Annotated in this window: 15 protein-coding genes and 1 pseudogene; 12 read left to right on the top strand and 4 right to left on the bottom strand. The window is 70.8% G+C overall.

All coding sequences use genetic code 11. From position 1 onward, the window contains the following. Positions 1-8: 8 nt before the first annotated feature. From AC07B0_RS25435 to AC07B0_RS25420, 4 genes and pseudogenes are all read right to left on the bottom strand, one after another. Positions 9-997: pseudogene (locus tag AC07B0_RS25435) on the bottom strand (COX15/CtaA family protein). A 4-nt stretch (positions 998-1001) separates the two neighbouring features. Further along, complete coding sequence (locus tag AC07B0_RS25430) at positions 1002-2138, bottom strand: hypothetical protein (RefSeq protein ID WP_478898995.1); 1137 nt, start codon at positions 2136-2138, stop codon at positions 1002-1004. 100 nt (positions 2139-2238) lie between these two features. Beyond that, complete coding sequence (locus AC07B0_RS25425) at positions 2239-3006, bottom strand: ABC transporter permease (RefSeq protein ID WP_478898994.1); 768 nt, start codon at positions 3004-3006, stop codon at positions 2239-2241. After that, positions 3003-3929, bottom strand: a complete 927-nt coding sequence (locus tag AC07B0_RS25420) for an ABC transporter ATP-binding protein (RefSeq protein ID WP_356879707.1) — start codon at positions 3927-3929, stop codon at positions 3003-3005. Before AC07B0_RS25420 ends, AC07B0_RS25425 begins: the two co-directional genes overlap by 4 nt. A gap of 71 nt (positions 3930-4000) precedes the next feature. Between AC07B0_RS25420 and AC07B0_RS25415 the strand changes: the two genes are divergently transcribed. The 12 genes from AC07B0_RS25415 to AC07B0_RS25360 all read left to right on the top strand — a co-directional run bounded on the left by AC07B0_RS25415 (position 4001) and on the right by AC07B0_RS25360 (position 13437). Beyond that, positions 4001-4219 (top strand): formate/nitrite transporter family protein, encoded by a 219-nt coding sequence (locus AC07B0_RS25415; protein ID WP_478898993.1) that lies wholly within the window; start codon positions 4001-4003, stop codon positions 4217-4219. A gap of 101 nt (positions 4220-4320) precedes the next feature. After that, entirely contained in the window at positions 4321-5076 is a 756-nt protein-coding gene (locus AC07B0_RS25410) for a helix-turn-helix transcriptional regulator (protein WP_356879703.1), read from the top strand. Further along, the gene (gene sufB, locus AC07B0_RS25405) at positions 5073-6488 is read left to right on the top strand and encodes a Fe-S cluster assembly protein SufB (RefSeq protein ID WP_281206614.1); all 1416 of its coding nucleotides are present in this window, start codon (positions 5073-5075) and stop codon (positions 6486-6488) included. Before AC07B0_RS25410 ends, sufB begins: the two co-directional genes overlap by 4 nt. A 62-nt stretch (positions 6489-6550) precedes the next feature. Next, positions 6551-7729 carry a Fe-S cluster assembly protein SufD gene (gene sufD / locus AC07B0_RS25400; protein WP_356879701.1) on the top strand — a complete coding sequence of 393 codons (1179 nt, stop codon included), beginning with the start codon at positions 6551-6553 and terminating at the stop codon, positions 7727-7729. Then, positions 7729-8046, top strand: coding sequence for a bifunctional 3-phenylpropionate/cinnamic acid dioxygenase ferredoxin subunit (locus AC07B0_RS25395; RefSeq protein WP_030388907.1), 318 nt, complete (start codon positions 7729-7731; stop codon positions 8044-8046). Before sufD ends, AC07B0_RS25395 begins: the two co-directional genes overlap by 1 nt. 7 nt (positions 8047-8053) lie before the next feature. Further along, positions 8054-8818 carry a Fe-S cluster assembly ATPase SufC gene (gene sufC / locus AC07B0_RS25390; RefSeq protein ID WP_356879699.1) on the top strand — a complete coding sequence of 255 codons (765 nt, stop codon included), beginning with the start codon at positions 8054-8056 and terminating at the stop codon, positions 8816-8818. Then, the gene (locus AC07B0_RS25385) at positions 8815-10071 is read left to right on the top strand and encodes a cysteine desulfurase (protein ID WP_356879697.1); all 1257 of its coding nucleotides are present in this window, start codon (positions 8815-8817) and stop codon (positions 10069-10071) included. The genes sufC and AC07B0_RS25385 overlap by 4 nt, the downstream gene beginning before the upstream one ends. Before the next feature lie 22 nt (positions 10072-10093). Next, positions 10094-10555 carry a Fe-S cluster assembly sulfur transfer protein SufU gene (gene sufU / locus AC07B0_RS25380; protein ID WP_356879695.1) on the top strand — a complete coding sequence of 154 codons (462 nt, stop codon included), beginning with the start codon at positions 10094-10096 and terminating at the stop codon, positions 10553-10555. Continuing rightward, positions 10552-10896: a metal-sulfur cluster assembly factor gene (locus AC07B0_RS25375; protein WP_053681645.1), complete on the top strand. Its 345-nt coding sequence runs from the start codon at positions 10552-10554 to the stop codon at positions 10894-10896. The genes sufU and AC07B0_RS25375 overlap by 4 nt, the downstream gene beginning before the upstream one ends. Positions 10897-11081: 185 nt before the next feature. Then, positions 11082-12497 carry a DUF3616 domain-containing protein gene (locus AC07B0_RS25370; protein WP_478898992.1) on the top strand — a complete coding sequence of 472 codons (1416 nt, stop codon included), beginning with the start codon at positions 11082-11084 and terminating at the stop codon, positions 12495-12497. 83 nt (positions 12498-12580) lie between these two features. Then, positions 12581-12904: a DMT family transporter gene (locus AC07B0_RS25365; RefSeq protein ID WP_281206621.1), complete on the top strand. Its 324-nt coding sequence runs from the start codon at positions 12581-12583 to the stop codon at positions 12902-12904. Continuing rightward, positions 12904-13437 (top strand): TetR/AcrR family transcriptional regulator, encoded by a 534-nt coding sequence (locus AC07B0_RS25360; RefSeq protein WP_356879693.1) that lies wholly within the window; start codon positions 12904-12906, stop codon positions 13435-13437. The genes AC07B0_RS25365 and AC07B0_RS25360 overlap by 1 nt, the downstream gene beginning before the upstream one ends. The last annotated feature ends 20 nt before the right edge of the window (positions 13438-13457 follow it).

Raw genomic sequence — 13457 nt, 5'->3', positions numbered from 1 at the left:
GCGGACCGTCAGACGGCGGACAGCTGCGCGTCGGCCGGCGCGGGGACCTCGTCCCGCTCGGCGGAGCGCTCGCGCAGGCTGAGGGCCACGCGCAGCACCGCGATCCACACCAGGCAGGAGCCGAACATGTGGGCGGCGACCAGCACCTCGGGCAGCTCCGTGAAGAACTGCACGTACCCGATGGCGCCCTGCGCGAGCAGGACCACCAGCAGGTCGCGGGCGCGGGCCCGGGTGTCGACGGGGGCGTCGACGACGCGCAGCACCAGCCACATCGCGACACCGAGCGCGCAGACCAGCCAGGCGGCGATGGCGTGGACGTGGGCGGTGGTCGCCCAGTCGAAGGGCATGCGCGGCACTTCGCTGCTGTCGCCGGCGTGCGGGCCGGAGCCGGTCACCACGGTGCCCGCCGCGATCAGGACGAGGGTGGTGGCGACCAGTGCCCAGGAGAGCTTGCGCACCGGACCGGGCACCCGGGGCTTGGGGGCGCCGTCGCCCTCGCGGGCGCGCTGCCAGGTGAGGGTGGTCACGGTGATCAGCGCGGTGGCGAGCAGGAAGTGCCCGGCCACGCTCCACGGGTTGAGCTTGGTGTGCACGGTGATCCCGCCGAGCACGGCGTTGCCGCACACGACCCAGAACTGCACCCAGCCGAGCTTCGTCAGCGAACGGCGCCACGGCTTGGCGCACCGGGCGGCCAGGATGCACCAGCCGACGGCCGCGCTGACGACGTACGTCAGCATGCGGTTGCCGAATTCGATGGCGCCGTGGATGCCCTGGGCCTGAGTGGTGATCAGGCTGTCGTCGGTGCACTTCGGCCAGGTGTCGCAGCCGAGACCGGATCCGGTCAGCCGCACCGCCCCACCGGTGATGACGATGACGACGGTCATGACGAGCGCGGCGAGTGCGGCCCGCTGGACGATCCGGGGTGACGGACTCCAGCGGGCGGCGAGGTAGGCGAAGGGGTTAAACACGCCCCTATCGTAGGCCGCGCCTTGTGCAAAGTTTCACGAGGGGGTGCCCGCTGGTGCGCCGGGGCCGATGACCAGGCGGAACCTGGCTCCGGCCGGATCCCCCTCGGTGTGCCACCAGACGCGCACCCGCCAAAGGCCGCCGTCACCCGGGTAGTCCGGGGACTCCCTGAAGCCCCGCACGAGTTCGTGCGCTACGTCCTCCGACGTCCGGTTCCTCACCTCTGCCCCGCCATGCCAGGGATGTCCCTGTACGTTCCACAGTCCGTCGGCGCCGCGCACGTCCACGCGCCACACCGCGCGCCAGGGCGTGACCTCCAGCATCGTGGCGACCTGCTCGGCCTCCAGGCCCAGCCGGGCCGCGATCGCGGGACCCGGCACGCCCTGGATCCGCGCGGCCACCACGGCCTGGGGCAGCAGCCGTTCGGGCAGCAGCCCGTCGGCGCGCAGCCCGACGAGGGAGTCGAACGAGAGGTAGCGCAGCCGCAGTTCCAGCTGCCGGCCGATGTGGTCCAGGGCATCCTCGGCCTCCTGGGCCTCCTCGGGGCCGGGCGCGGCGCGCAGCAGCCGGCGGAACCCGGCCTCGGCGTCCACGGCCCAGGCCACCGCGTCCGCAGCGTTGCCCAGCTCCGCGAGCCGGTCGCCGAGGAAGACCTTGGCCTGGGCGAGCCCGCGCCGGTTGACCGGGTCGTGCTGGTCCAGGCCCGCCCACACCTCGACGGCGGCCCGGGTCAGGTCGCGGGCGCGCTCGCCGGCCGCCCGCTCCATGGCGCCGGGGCCGTTCTCGGAGGCCGCGCCGAGCGGGTGCCGGGGCAGCCGGTCCCCGTCGCTCAGCGGCCAGGCGAGCCAGACGCCCTGGTTGATCAGGCCCCGGGCGTACCAGCGGGCGTACTCCGGGTCGTGCCCGGCGGCCTGCTGGGCGTGGTGCAGGCCCTCCTCGATGGCGGCCAGCGCCCCGGCCCGGTCCCCTCCCGCGAACCGGCGGGCCGCGAGGTCGCCCAGGCGCAGCCCGAGCCGGGCGGCGCACTCGGCGTCGGTCCGGGCGGGCTCACGGAGCGCGCCGATCAGCTCGCCCAGCAGCCGCTCGCTCTCGGCGGGGCCCGCCTGGGCGGCTCCCGACCGGATCCGGGCCCACTGTTCGTCCAGCCGCAGAACGGCTTCCCGCTGCGCCATGCCCGCCCCCCGGCGTCCCGGTCGTGCGTCGCCGTGTCGCGCGGCGCTGGTGTGTGGAGGCGCTCATCCTCCCGCCAGGCCAACGTTCAGCGGAAGGGATTCACTCCCAGCGGAAGGTGCGGGCCGCCGCGCCGAGCCCGAGGACGGCCCAGCCGGCCAGGACCGCCGCGTCGGCCCAGGGCAGCGCGGCCCCGTGCTGGAGCACCTCGCGCAGCCCGTCGGAGAGCGCGGAGATGGGCAGCAGCCCGAGGACGGACTGGACCGCTCCGGGGAACTTGTCCAGCGGGACGATCACCCCGCCGCCGACGAGCAGCAGCAGGAACACCAGGTTCGCGGCGGCCAGGGTCGCCTCCGCCTTGAGGGTGCCGGCCATCAGCAGCCCGAGGCCGGAGAAGGCGGCCGTGCCGAGCAGGACCAGGGCGGCGACCGCGAGCGGGCTGCCGTGCGGGGACCAGCCCAGGGCGAAGGCGATCGCGGTGAGCAGGGCGATCTGGAGCACCTCGGTGACGAGCACCGACAGGGTCTTGGCGGCCATCAGGGCCCAGCGGGGCAGCGGGGAGGCGCCGAGCCGCTTGAGGATGCCGTAGCGGCGGTCGAAGCCGGTGGCGATGGCCTGGCCGGTGAAGGCGGTGGACATCACGGCGAGGGCGAGGATGCCGGGGGCCAGGAAGTCGACGGACTCCTCGGCGCCGGTCTCGATGATGTCGACGGAGGAGAACAGGGTCAGCAGCAGCGCCGGGATGATCACGGTCAGCAGCAGCTGCTCCCCGTTGCGCAGCAGTATCCGGGTCTCCAGCGCGGTCTGCGCCAGGATCATCCGGGACACGGGCGCGGCCCCCGGCCGGGGGGTGAACGTACCGACGCTCATGCGCGCAGCTCCTTGCCGGTCAGTTCCAGAAAGACGTCTTCGAGGGTGTGCCGTTCCACCGAGAGGCTGCTCGGCATCACTCCGTGCTGGGCGCACCAGGAGGTGACGGTGGCGAGCAGCTGGGGGTCCACGTCGCCGGTGACCCGGTAGGCGCCGGGGGTGAGCTCGGCGGCCTGGGTGCCGTCGGGCAGGGCCTTGAGGAGCGAGGCGAGGTCGAGGGAGGGGCGGCCGGTGAAGCGCAGGGTGTTCTCGGCGCCGCCCCGGCACAGCCGCTCGGGGCTGCCGTGGGCGATGACCCGGCCGGCGTCCACGATGGCGACCTCGTCGGCGAGCTGCTCGGCCTCGTCCATGTGGTGGGTGGTGAGGACGACGGTGACCCCGTCGGCCCGCAGTTCCCGTACGAGGTCCCAGGTCGCGCGGCGGGCCTGGGGGTCGAGGCCGGCGGTCGGCTCGTCGAGGAAGACCAGCTCCGGGCGGCCCACGACGGCCATGGCGAGGGCGAGGCGCTGCTGCTGGCCGCCGGAGAGGCGCCGGTAGGGGGTGCGGCCGCAGCCGCCGAGGCCCAGGCGCTCCACCAGGACGTCCACGTCGAGGGGGTTCGCGTACAGCTTGGACATGTGGCGGAGCATCTCGACGGCGCGGGCGCCGGAGTAGACGCCGCCGGACTGGAGCATGACGCCGACGCGGGGGCGCAGGGCCTCGGCCCGGGCGACGGGGTCGAGGCCGAGGACGCGGACGGTGCCGGCGTCGGGGCGGACGTAGCCCTCGCAGGTCTCGACGGTGGTCGTCTTGCCCGCGCCGTTGGGACCGAGGACCGCGGTGACCGAGGCGCCGGGGACGGTGAGGTCCAGGCCGTCCACCGCTGTTTTGGGTCCGTACCGCTTCACCAGTCCGCGGATCTCCACGGCGGGGTCGTTGCTCATGGGGGTCGAGTCTACGGAGCGCCGGAGGGGGGCCTTTGTCCTGGGGGTGGCGGGGTCACCTGTGGCTGCCCGTGGCGGTTTTCGTCGCCGTCGGATTCGAACACCGTGTCGCGAACACAGCTCTTTTCGGCCTGGCGATCCTGGATGGCCCAGTCGGTTTCAGTGATCTTTTCCGGAACCCGGTGTTTACCGTGCCGGGGAACGCCGTGGGCGGAGGCTTGCTGGTGGGAGCCGTTTACCGGTTCACCGGAGGGGCTCACCGAGAGCGCGGAATCATGGGGTCCGAATAACTCTCCGTCGATAGATTAGGTAACCCTTAGTGATGGAAACCACCAGGAGTGGCGTCCATCACGGCTTGTCGCGGCTCGGTTAATTACGCAACAATGGCGTTGTGAAATACGGCGAACGGACGATCGAGACCCCCCAGGGGGAACTCGTGACCGGGGAGCGGTCAACCCGCAACCGGGTCGCGCGCTCCATCCTGGACCACGGTCCGTCCACCGTCGCCGACCTCGCGCAGCGGCTGGGCCTCACCCAGGCGGCCGTCCGCCGCCACCTCGACGCGCTCGTCGCCGACGACGTGGTCGAAGCCCGCGAGCAGCGGGTGTACGGCGCCCGCACCCGGGGCCGGCCCGCCAAGGTCTTCGCGCTCACCGACTGCGGCCGGGACGCCTTCGACCAGTCCTACGACAAGCTCGCCGTGGACGCCCTGCGCTGGATCGCGCAGTCCGTCGGCGGTGGGGAGCAGGGGGAGGCGGCCGTCGCCGCCTTCGCCAGGGCGCGGATGGAAGCACAGGCGGAGTCCTACCGGGAAGCCGTCGAGGCCGCCGCACCCGCGGACCGCGCCGAGGCCCTTGCCAAGGCGTTGACCGCGGACGGGTACGCTGCTACGGCGAAGAGCGCTCCCGGTCCGCACAGCGGTGAACAGCTCTGTCAGCACCACTGCCCGGTCGCGCACGTCGCCGAGCAGTTCCCGCAGCTCTGCGAGGCGGAGACCGAGGTCTTCTCCCGCCTGCTCGGGACGCATGTGCAGCGCCTCGCCACGATCGCCCACGGCGACGGGGTGTGCACCACGTTCATTCCGCGAAGCGCCACACAGACCGACACATCAGTATCTGCAAGTACGGCCGGGAGGAACCCCGCATGACCACGGAGACTGCTCACCCTGAGCTCGATGGCCTGGGCACCTACGAATACGGCTGGGCCGACTCCGACGCGGCCGGCGCCGCTGCCAAGCGGGGTCTGTCCGAGGATGTCGTCCGCGACATCTCGGCCAAGAAGTCCGAGCCGGAGTGGATGCTGAACCTCCGCCTCAAGGGCCTCAAGCTGTTCGGAAAGAAGCCCATGCCCAACTGGGGTTCCGACCTCTCGGGCATCGACTTCGACAACATCAAGTACTTCGTGCGCTCCACCGAGAAGCAGGCCGCTTCCTGGGAGGACCTGCCGGAGGACATCAAGAACACGTACGACAAGCTCGGCATCCCGGAGGCGGAGAAGCAGCGCCTCGTCGCCGGTGTCGCGGCCCAGTACGAGTCCGAGGTCGTCTACCACCAGATCCGCGAGGACCTGGAGGAGCAGGGCGTCATCTTCCTCGACACGGACACCGCGCTCAAGGAGCACCCGGAGCTCTTCCAGGAGTACTTCGGCACGGTCATCCCGGTCGGCGACAACAAGTTCGCCTCCCTGAACACCGCCGTGTGGTCGGGCGGCTCCTTCATCTACGTCCCCAAGGGCGTGAAGGTCGACATCCCGCTCCAGGCCTACTTCCGCATCAACACGGAGAACATGGGCCAGTTCGAGCGGACGCTGATCATCGTCGACGAGGACGCCTACGTCCACTACGTCGAGGGCTGCACCGCCCCGATCTACTCCTCGGACTCGCTGCACAGCGCCGTCGTCGAGATCATCGTGAAGAAGGGCGGCCGCTGCCGCTACACGACGATCCAGAACTGGTCGAACAACGTCTACAACCTGGTCACCAAGCGCGCCGTGGCGTACGAGGGCGCGACCATGGAGTGGATCGACGGCAACATCGGTTCCAAGGTCACCATGAAGTACCCGGCCGTCTACCTGATGGGCGAGCACGCCAAGGGCGAGACCCTGTCCATCGCCTTCGCGGGCGAGGGCCAGCACCAGGACGCCGGCTCCAAGATGGTCCACATGGCGCCGTACACCTCCTCCAACATCGTCTCCAAGTCGGTGGCGCGAGGCGGCGGCCGCACCTCCTACCGGGGCCTCGTCGAGATCGGCGAGGGCGCCCACGGCTCCAAGTCGAACGTGCTCTGCGACGCGCTCCTGGTCGACACGATCTCCCGCTCCGACACGTACCCCTACGTGGACGTCCGCGAGGACGACGTGTCCATGGGCCACGAGGCGACCGTCTCCAAGGTCTCCGACGACCAGCTCTTCTACCTGATGAGCCGAGGTCTGACCGAGTTCGAGGCCATGGCCATGATCGTGCGCGGCTTCGTCGAGCCGATCGCGCGCGAGCTGCCCATGGAGTACGCGCTGGAGCTGAACCGGCTGATCGAGCTGCAGATGGAGGGCTCGGTCGGATAGTCCCGGCCGTCCCACCGTCCCGCAGACATTCTTTGACGTAGGAAGAGAGCACGAAGACAGCCATGGCTGAGGCTCAGAACATTCCGGCGGGTTCCACCACCGCCGGCGCGATCGCGGTGGCCGCCGAGTCCACCGTCGCCACCCGGATGAGCGCGCCCCCGTCCTTCGACGTGGCCGACTTCCCGGTCCCGCACGGACGCGAGGAGGAGTGGCGGTTCACCCCGCTCGCCCGCCTCAAGGGCCTGCACGACGGCACCGCGGTCGCCAACGGCACCATGAAGGCCCAGATCGACGCGCCCGAGGGCGTGACGATCGAGTCCGTCGAGCGCGGCGACGCCCGCATCGGCAAGGCCGGCACCCCCGTGGACCGGGTCGCGGCGCAGGCGTTCTCGTCCTTCGCCAAGGCCACGGTCGTGACCGTGCCCAAGGAGGCCGTGCTGACCGAGCCCGTGCGCGTCGCGCTGCACGGCGAGGGCGGCACCACCTTCGGCCACACCGTCTTCGACGTCCAGGCCTTCGCCGAGGCCGTCATCGTCATCGACCACACCGGTGACGGCGTGCGCGCCGCCAACGTCGACTTCCTCGTCGGCGACGGCGCCAAGCTCACCGTCGTGTCCGTGCAGGACTGGGACGACACCGCCGTCCACGTCTCCCAGCACAACGCGCTGGTCGGCCGCGACGCCACCTTCAAGTCGATCGTGGTCACCTTCGGCGGCGACCTCGTACGCCTGCACCCCCGCGTGACCTACGCGGGCCCCGGCGGCGAGGCCGAGCTCTTCGGCCTGTACTTCACGGACGCCGGCCAGCACCAGGAGCACCGCCTCCTGGTCGACCACAGCGCCCCGCACTGCAAGTCGAACGTGGTCTACAAGGGCGCGCTCCAGGGCCAGGACGCCCACGCGGTCTGGATCGGTGACGTCCTCATCGAGAAGACCGCCGAGGGCACCGACACCTACGAGATGAACCGCAACCTGGTCCTCACGGACGGCGCGCGGGTCGACTCGGTCCCGAACCTGGAGATCGAGACCGGCGAGATCGTCGGCGCCGGCCACGCCTCCGCGACCGGCCGCTTCGACGACGAGCAGCTGTTCTACCTCCAGGCCCGAGGCATTCCGGCCGACGAGGCCCGCCGCCTGGTCGTCCGCGGCTTCTTCGCGGAGCTCGTCCAGCAGATCGGTGTCGACGACATCGAGGAGCGCCTCCTCTCCAAGATCGAGACCGAGCTCCAGGGTTCCGTCTGATGAATTACGTCAAGGCCTGTGCGCTGAGCGAGCTGGAAGAGGACACCCCGAAGCGGGTGGAACTCGACGGCACGCCGGTGTCCATCGTCTCCACCGAGGGGGAGGTGTTCGCGATCAACGACATCTGCTCGCACGCGAACGTCTCGCTCTCGGAGGGCGAGGTCGAGGACTGCATGATCGAGTGCTGGCTGCACGGCTCGGCCTTCGACCTGCGCACCGGCAAGCCGTCCGGTCTGCCCGCGACGCGCCCCGTACCCGTATACCCCGTAAAGATCGAAGGGGACGACGTGCTCGTCTCCCTCACCCAGGAGTCCTGAGGTATCCATGGCAACGCTTGAAATCCACGACCTGCACGTCTCCGTCGAGGCGGAAAACGGTGCCCGCGAGATCCTCAAGGGCGTCGACCTCACCGTCAAGCAGGGTGAGACGCACGCCATCATGGGTCCGAACGGCTCCGGCAAGTCCACGCTGGCGTACTCGCTGGCCGGACACCCGAAGTACACCATCACCGGTGGCACCGTGACCCTCGACGGCGAAGACGTCCTGGAGATGTCCGTCGACGAGCGCGCCCGCGCCGGCGTCTTCCTCGCCATGCAGTACCCGGTCGAGGTCCCCGGCGTCTCGGTCTCCAACTTCCTGCGGACCTCCGCCACCGCCATGCGCGGCGAGGCCCCGAAGCTGCGCACCTGGGTGAAGGAGGTCAAGTCCGCCATGGAGCAGCTCCAGATGGACCCGGCCTTCGCCGAGCGCAACGTCAACGAGGGCTTCTCCGGCGGTGAGAAGAAGCGCCACGAGATCCTCCAGCTGGAGCTCCTCAAGCCGAAGATCGCGATCCTCGACGAGACCGACTCCGGCCTCGACGTCGACGCGCTGCGCATCGTCTCGGAAGGCGTCAACCGCGTCCGCGAGACCGGTGAGGTCGGCACCCTGCTGATCACGCACTACACGCGCATCCTGCGCTACATCAAGCCCGACTTCGTCCACGTGTTCGCGAACGGCCGCATCGCCGAGTCCGGCGGCGCCGAGCTCGCCGACCAGCTGGAGGCCGAGGGCTACGACAAGTACGTGAAGGGTGGCGCGACCGCGTGACACAGCTGCCTGGCCTCCTCGACATCGAGGCGATCCGCAAGGACTTCCCCCTGCTGGATCGTGTGGTCCACGACGGGAAGAAGATCGTTTACCTGGACAACGCGGCGACCTCCCAGAAGCCGCGCCAGGTGCTCGACGCGCTGAACGAGTACTACGAGCGGCACAACGCCAACGTCCACCGCGGCGTGCACGTGCTCGCCGAGGAGGCCACGGCGCTGTACGAGGGCGCCCGCGACAAGGTCGCCGCCTTCGTCAACGCTCCGAGCCGCAACGAGGTGATCTTCACCAAGAACGCCTCGGAGTCGCTCAACCTGGTCGCGAACATGCTCGGCTGGGCGGACGAGCCCTACCGGGTCGACCACGAGACCGAGATCGCCATCACGGAGATGGAGCACCACTCCAACATCGTCCCGTGGCAGCTGCTCTCGCAGCGCACCGGCGCGAAGCTGAAGTGGTTCGGCCTCACCGACGACGGCCGGCTCGACCTGTCCAATATCGACGAGGTCATCACGGAGAAGACGAAGATCGTCTCCTTCACGCTGGTCTCCAACATCATGGGCACGATCAACCCGGTCGAGGCGATCGTCCGCCGCGCCCAGGAGGTCGGCGCGCTGGTGCTGGTCGACGCCTCGCAGGCCGCTCCGCACATGCCGCTGGACGTACAGGCGCTCGGCGCCGACTTCGTGGCCTTCACCGGCCACAAGATGTGCGGCCCGACCGGCATCGGCGTCCTCTGGGGCCGCCAGGAGCTGCTGGAGGACCTGCCTCCGTTCCTCGGCGGCGGCGAGATGATCGAGACCGTGTCGATGCACTCGTCGACGTACGCCCCCGCGCCCCACAAGTTCGAGGCGGGCACGCCCCCGATCGCCCAGGCCGTCGGCCTCGGCGCGGCCGTGGACTACCTGACCGCGATCGGCATGGACAAGATCGCCGCGCACGAGCACGCGATCACCGAGTACGCGGTCAAGCGCCTCCTGGAGGTGCCCGACCTGCGGATCATCGGCCCGACGACGGCCGAGGACCGCGGCGCCGCGATCTCCTTCACGCTCGGGGACATCCACCCGCACGACGTCGGCCAGGTGCTCGACGAGCAGGGCATCGCCGTCCGCGTGGGACACCACTGCGCGCGCCCGGTCTGCCTGCGGTACGGAATTCCCGCGACGACCCGTGCGTCGTTCTACCTGTACTCCTCTCCGGCCGAGGTCGACGCACTGGTCGACGGGCTGGAGCACGTACGGAACTTCTTCGGCTGACGAGGGCGACGAGGACGAGGCTGTGAAGCTGGATTCGATGTACCAGGAACTGATCCTGGACCACTACAAGCACCCGCACGGGCGTGGCCTGCGCGACGGCGACGCCGAGGTGCACCACGTCAATCCGACGTGCGGTGACGAGATCACGCTGCGCGTGAAGTACGACGGGAAGACGCTCACCGACGTCTCCTACGAGGGGCAGGGCTGCTCCATCAGCCAGGCCAGCGCCTCCGTACTGAACGAGCTGCTCGTCGGCAAGGAGCTGGCGGACGCGCAGAAGATCCAGGAAGTCTTCCTGGAGCTGATGCAGTCCAAGGGCAAGATCGAGCCCGACGAGGCGATGGAGGAGGTGCTGGAGGACGCGGTCGCGTTCGTCGGCGTCTCCAAGTATCCGGCGCGCGTGAAGTGTGCTCTGCTGAGCTGGATGGCGTGGAAGGACGCGACCGCCCAGGCACTGGGCGACGCGGAGAGGAAGACGGCATGACCGAGAACGCGACGCCCGAGGCGTCGATCAAGCCGGCCAGCGAGGAAGAGGTCCGCGAGGCCCTCTACGACGTGGTCGACCCCGAGCTGGGCATCGACGTCGTCAACCTGGGCCTGATCTACGGCATCCACGTCGACGACGCGAACATCGCCACCCTCGACATGACGCTGACCTCGGCGGCCTGCCCGCTGACCGACGTCATCGAGGACCAGGCGAAGTCGGCGACGGAGGGCATCGTCAACGAACTCCGCATCAACTGGGTCTGGATGCCCCCGTGGGGCCCGGACAAGATCACGGACGACGGCCGTGAGCAGCTGCGCGCGCTCGGCTTCAACGTCTGAGCGACGGACACCAGGAAGGGCCCCCGGCACGACCGTGCCGGGGGCCCTTCCTGTTCTCCGGACGGACGGGCGAAGTGCACCGGGAGTTCGCCACCGTGGCCGAACCTTCTCGACGGCCGTCACGCAGTGATGCAGCACAGCAGTGACGCCGCACAGCAGTGACGCAGCACACGAGAGGAACACCTGTGACCCTTCGCCTTTCACCGGCACGCCGCCGGGGTGCCGCGGGCGCCGCGGGGACCGCGGCCCTGCTGCTCGCCGGGATCACCGCCCCGGCGTCCGCCCAGGCCGCGAGCGGTCCCGGGCAGGGCCTCGCCGCCCCGACGATCACGCTGTCCGCGACGCACCTGAGCGGTGCGGTGGGCGCCTCCGGTGACCCGGCGGTGACGGTGGACGTGGAGCAGCCGGGGATCCCGGCGGGCTTCCTGCGGCTGCGGGTGCTCTCCTCCAGCAACCCCGCCGTGGCCGGCGCCCGCGACGTACGGCAGGTGCGCACCCCGGACGGGAACCGCAGGCTGACGGTGACCCCCCGCGCGCAGGGCTACACCGACCTGACCCTGGAGGTGACCGGCCGCGGCGGGAAGACCGCGACCGCCACCCTCTCCTACGCGGCTTCGGCGCGGACCGCCGACGCGGCGGGGACCCGCTACCTGACCGGTTCCTCGGACGCCTCGGCCGCGGTGGACGTGGGCGGCGGCCACGTCCTGGTCGCCGACGACGAGTCCAACGTGCTGCGGCTGTACGACCGTTCCCGCTCGGGCGCGCCCGTGAAGACCTGGGACCTCGGCCCCGCCCTGGGCTGGAAGAAGGAGTCCGACATCGAGGGCGCCGCGCGGGTCGGCGACACCGTCTACTGGACCGGATCGCTCGGCAACAACAAGGACGGCAAGTACAAGGCCGAACGCAACACCGTCTTCACCACGCGGATCACCGGCTCGGGCGCGGCGACCGAGGTCGCCTTCACCGCCGCCTACAAGGGCCTGCGCGAGGACCTCGTCGCCTGGGACGCGGCCAACGGGAACCGCTACGGCTTCGCGGCGGGCACGGCGGCCGGTGAGGTGCCCAAGCAGATCGACGGGTTCAACGTGGAGGGCCTGGAGTTCGCTCCGGGCTCCACGACCACCGCCTACCTGGGCTTCCGGGCCCCGCTGGCGCCGGCCGTGCCGGGCGGCAAGGCGCTGGTCGTGCCCGTCACCAACATCGACCGGGTGGTGGCGAACGGGGCCAGGGCGGTCTTCGGGACGCCGGTCGAGCTGGACCTCGGCGGGCTCGCGGTCCGCGACATCCGCAAGAACGCGGCGGACCAGTACCTGATCCTCGCCGGCTCCTGGGCGGCCGACGACAACTCCGACCCGTACGCCCTCTACCAGTGGGACGGGATCCCCGGCCACGCCCCCAGGAAGCGGGCCGACCTGCCGACCGGCGACCCCGGGGGCTGGGAGGCCGTGGTGAACGTACCCGACCTGCGGGTGCGCGGGGCGCGCGTCCAGCTGATCACCGACAGCGGCTCCGCCGACCTGTACGTGGACGGCACCGAGGCCAAGGACCTGCCGCACCCGGAGTGGAAGAAGTCCCGGTCCGCCTGGTTCACGCTGCGCTGATCCCGGCGGCGGCGCGCACGCGTACGCCCGTCCCCGTACCGACTTGTGTACGGGCGTACGCATCGCTGTGTACTGTTGTACGCATGCCCTACGTACTGCTCGCCGCGGCGATCGCCGCCGAGGTCGCCGGAACCACCGCCATGAAGTACAGCGACGGCTTCACCCGGCTCTGGCCGTCGCTGGGCACGGTGCTGGGCTACCTCATCGCCTTCACGCTGCTGGCCCAGACGCTGAAGTCGATGTCGGTGGGCACCGCGTACGCGATCTGGGCCGGCGTCGGCACCGCCGCCATCGCCGCGATCGGCATGGTGTTCATGGGCGAGGCGGCCACCGCCGCCAAGATCGCCGGGATCGCGCTGATCATCGCCGGAGTGGTCCTGCTGAACCTGGGCGGGGCGGCCCACTGATGGCCGCCGGGGCGCGCCGGTACGACCCCGGCCGGCGGCAGCGGATCATCGACGCCGCGATCCGGGTCGTGGCGGCCCGGGGGATCGCCGGACTGAGCCACCGCAGCGTGGCGGCCGAGGCGGACGTGCCGCTGGGCTCGACCACCTATCACTTCAAGACCCTGGACGACCTGCTCGTCGCCGCCCTGCGGCAGGCCAACGCCGAGTTCGCCCCCGCGCCGGCCGTCCGTGACGGGGACGTGGCCGGCGCGCTCGCGCGGCTGCTGGGCGAGCTGCTCGCGGCCGACCGGGGGCGGGTGGAGCTGGAGTACGAGCTCTACCTGGCCGCCCTGCGCCGGCCCGTGCTGCGGCCGGTCGCGGCCGAGTGGTGCGAGGCGGTGGCGGCCTCCCTGGCGGAACACACCGATCCGGTGACGGCGCGGGCCCTGGTGGCGGTGATGGACGGGATCAGCCTCCAGGTCCTGCTGACCGGCGCCCCCTACGACGAGGCGTACGCCCGCGAGATCCTGGCCCGGGTGCTGGGCGGCCGCTGAGGCGCCCGGTCCGCGCTCCC

This window comes from Streptomyces sp. NPDC044704 (genome assembly GCF_056433525.1).
The sequence above is the reverse complement of the archived record's forward strand: the minus strand, read 5'-3'. Positions and strand labels throughout refer to the sequence as shown.

What these genes read in the sequence shown, in the direction of transcription:
- AC07B0_RS25430 (WP_478898995.1), bottom strand. Translation starts at nt 2,138, where the DNA reads ATGGCGCAGCGGGAAGCCGTTCTGCGGCTGGACGAACAGTGGGCCCGG.
- AC07B0_RS25425 (WP_478898994.1), bottom strand. Translation starts at nt 3,006, where the DNA reads ATGAGCGTCGGTACGTTCACCCCCCGGCCGGGGGCCGCGCCCGTGTCC.
- AC07B0_RS25420 (WP_356879707.1), bottom strand. Translation starts at nt 3,929, where the DNA reads ATGAGCAACGACCCCGCCGTGGAGATCCGCGGACTGGTGAAGCGGTAC.
- sufB (WP_281206614.1), top strand. Translation starts at nt 5,073, where the DNA reads ATGACCACGGAGACTGCTCACCCTGAGCTCGATGGCCTGGGCACCTAC.
- sufD (WP_356879701.1), top strand. Translation starts at nt 6,551, where the DNA reads ATGGCTGAGGCTCAGAACATTCCGGCGGGTTCCACCACCGCCGGCGCG.
- AC07B0_RS25395 (WP_030388907.1), top strand. Translation starts at nt 7,729, where the DNA reads ATGAATTACGTCAAGGCCTGTGCGCTGAGCGAGCTGGAAGAGGACACC.
- sufC (WP_356879699.1), top strand. Translation starts at nt 8,054, where the DNA reads ATGGCAACGCTTGAAATCCACGACCTGCACGTCTCCGTCGAGGCGGAA.
- AC07B0_RS25375 (WP_053681645.1), top strand. Translation starts at nt 10,552, where the DNA reads ATGACCGAGAACGCGACGCCCGAGGCGTCGATCAAGCCGGCCAGCGAG.
- AC07B0_RS25365 (WP_281206621.1), top strand. Translation starts at nt 12,581, where the DNA reads ATGCCCTACGTACTGCTCGCCGCGGCGATCGCCGCCGAGGTCGCCGGA.
- AC07B0_RS25360 (WP_356879693.1), top strand. Translation starts at nt 12,904, where the DNA reads ATGGCCGCCGGGGCGCGCCGGTACGACCCCGGCCGGCGGCAGCGGATC.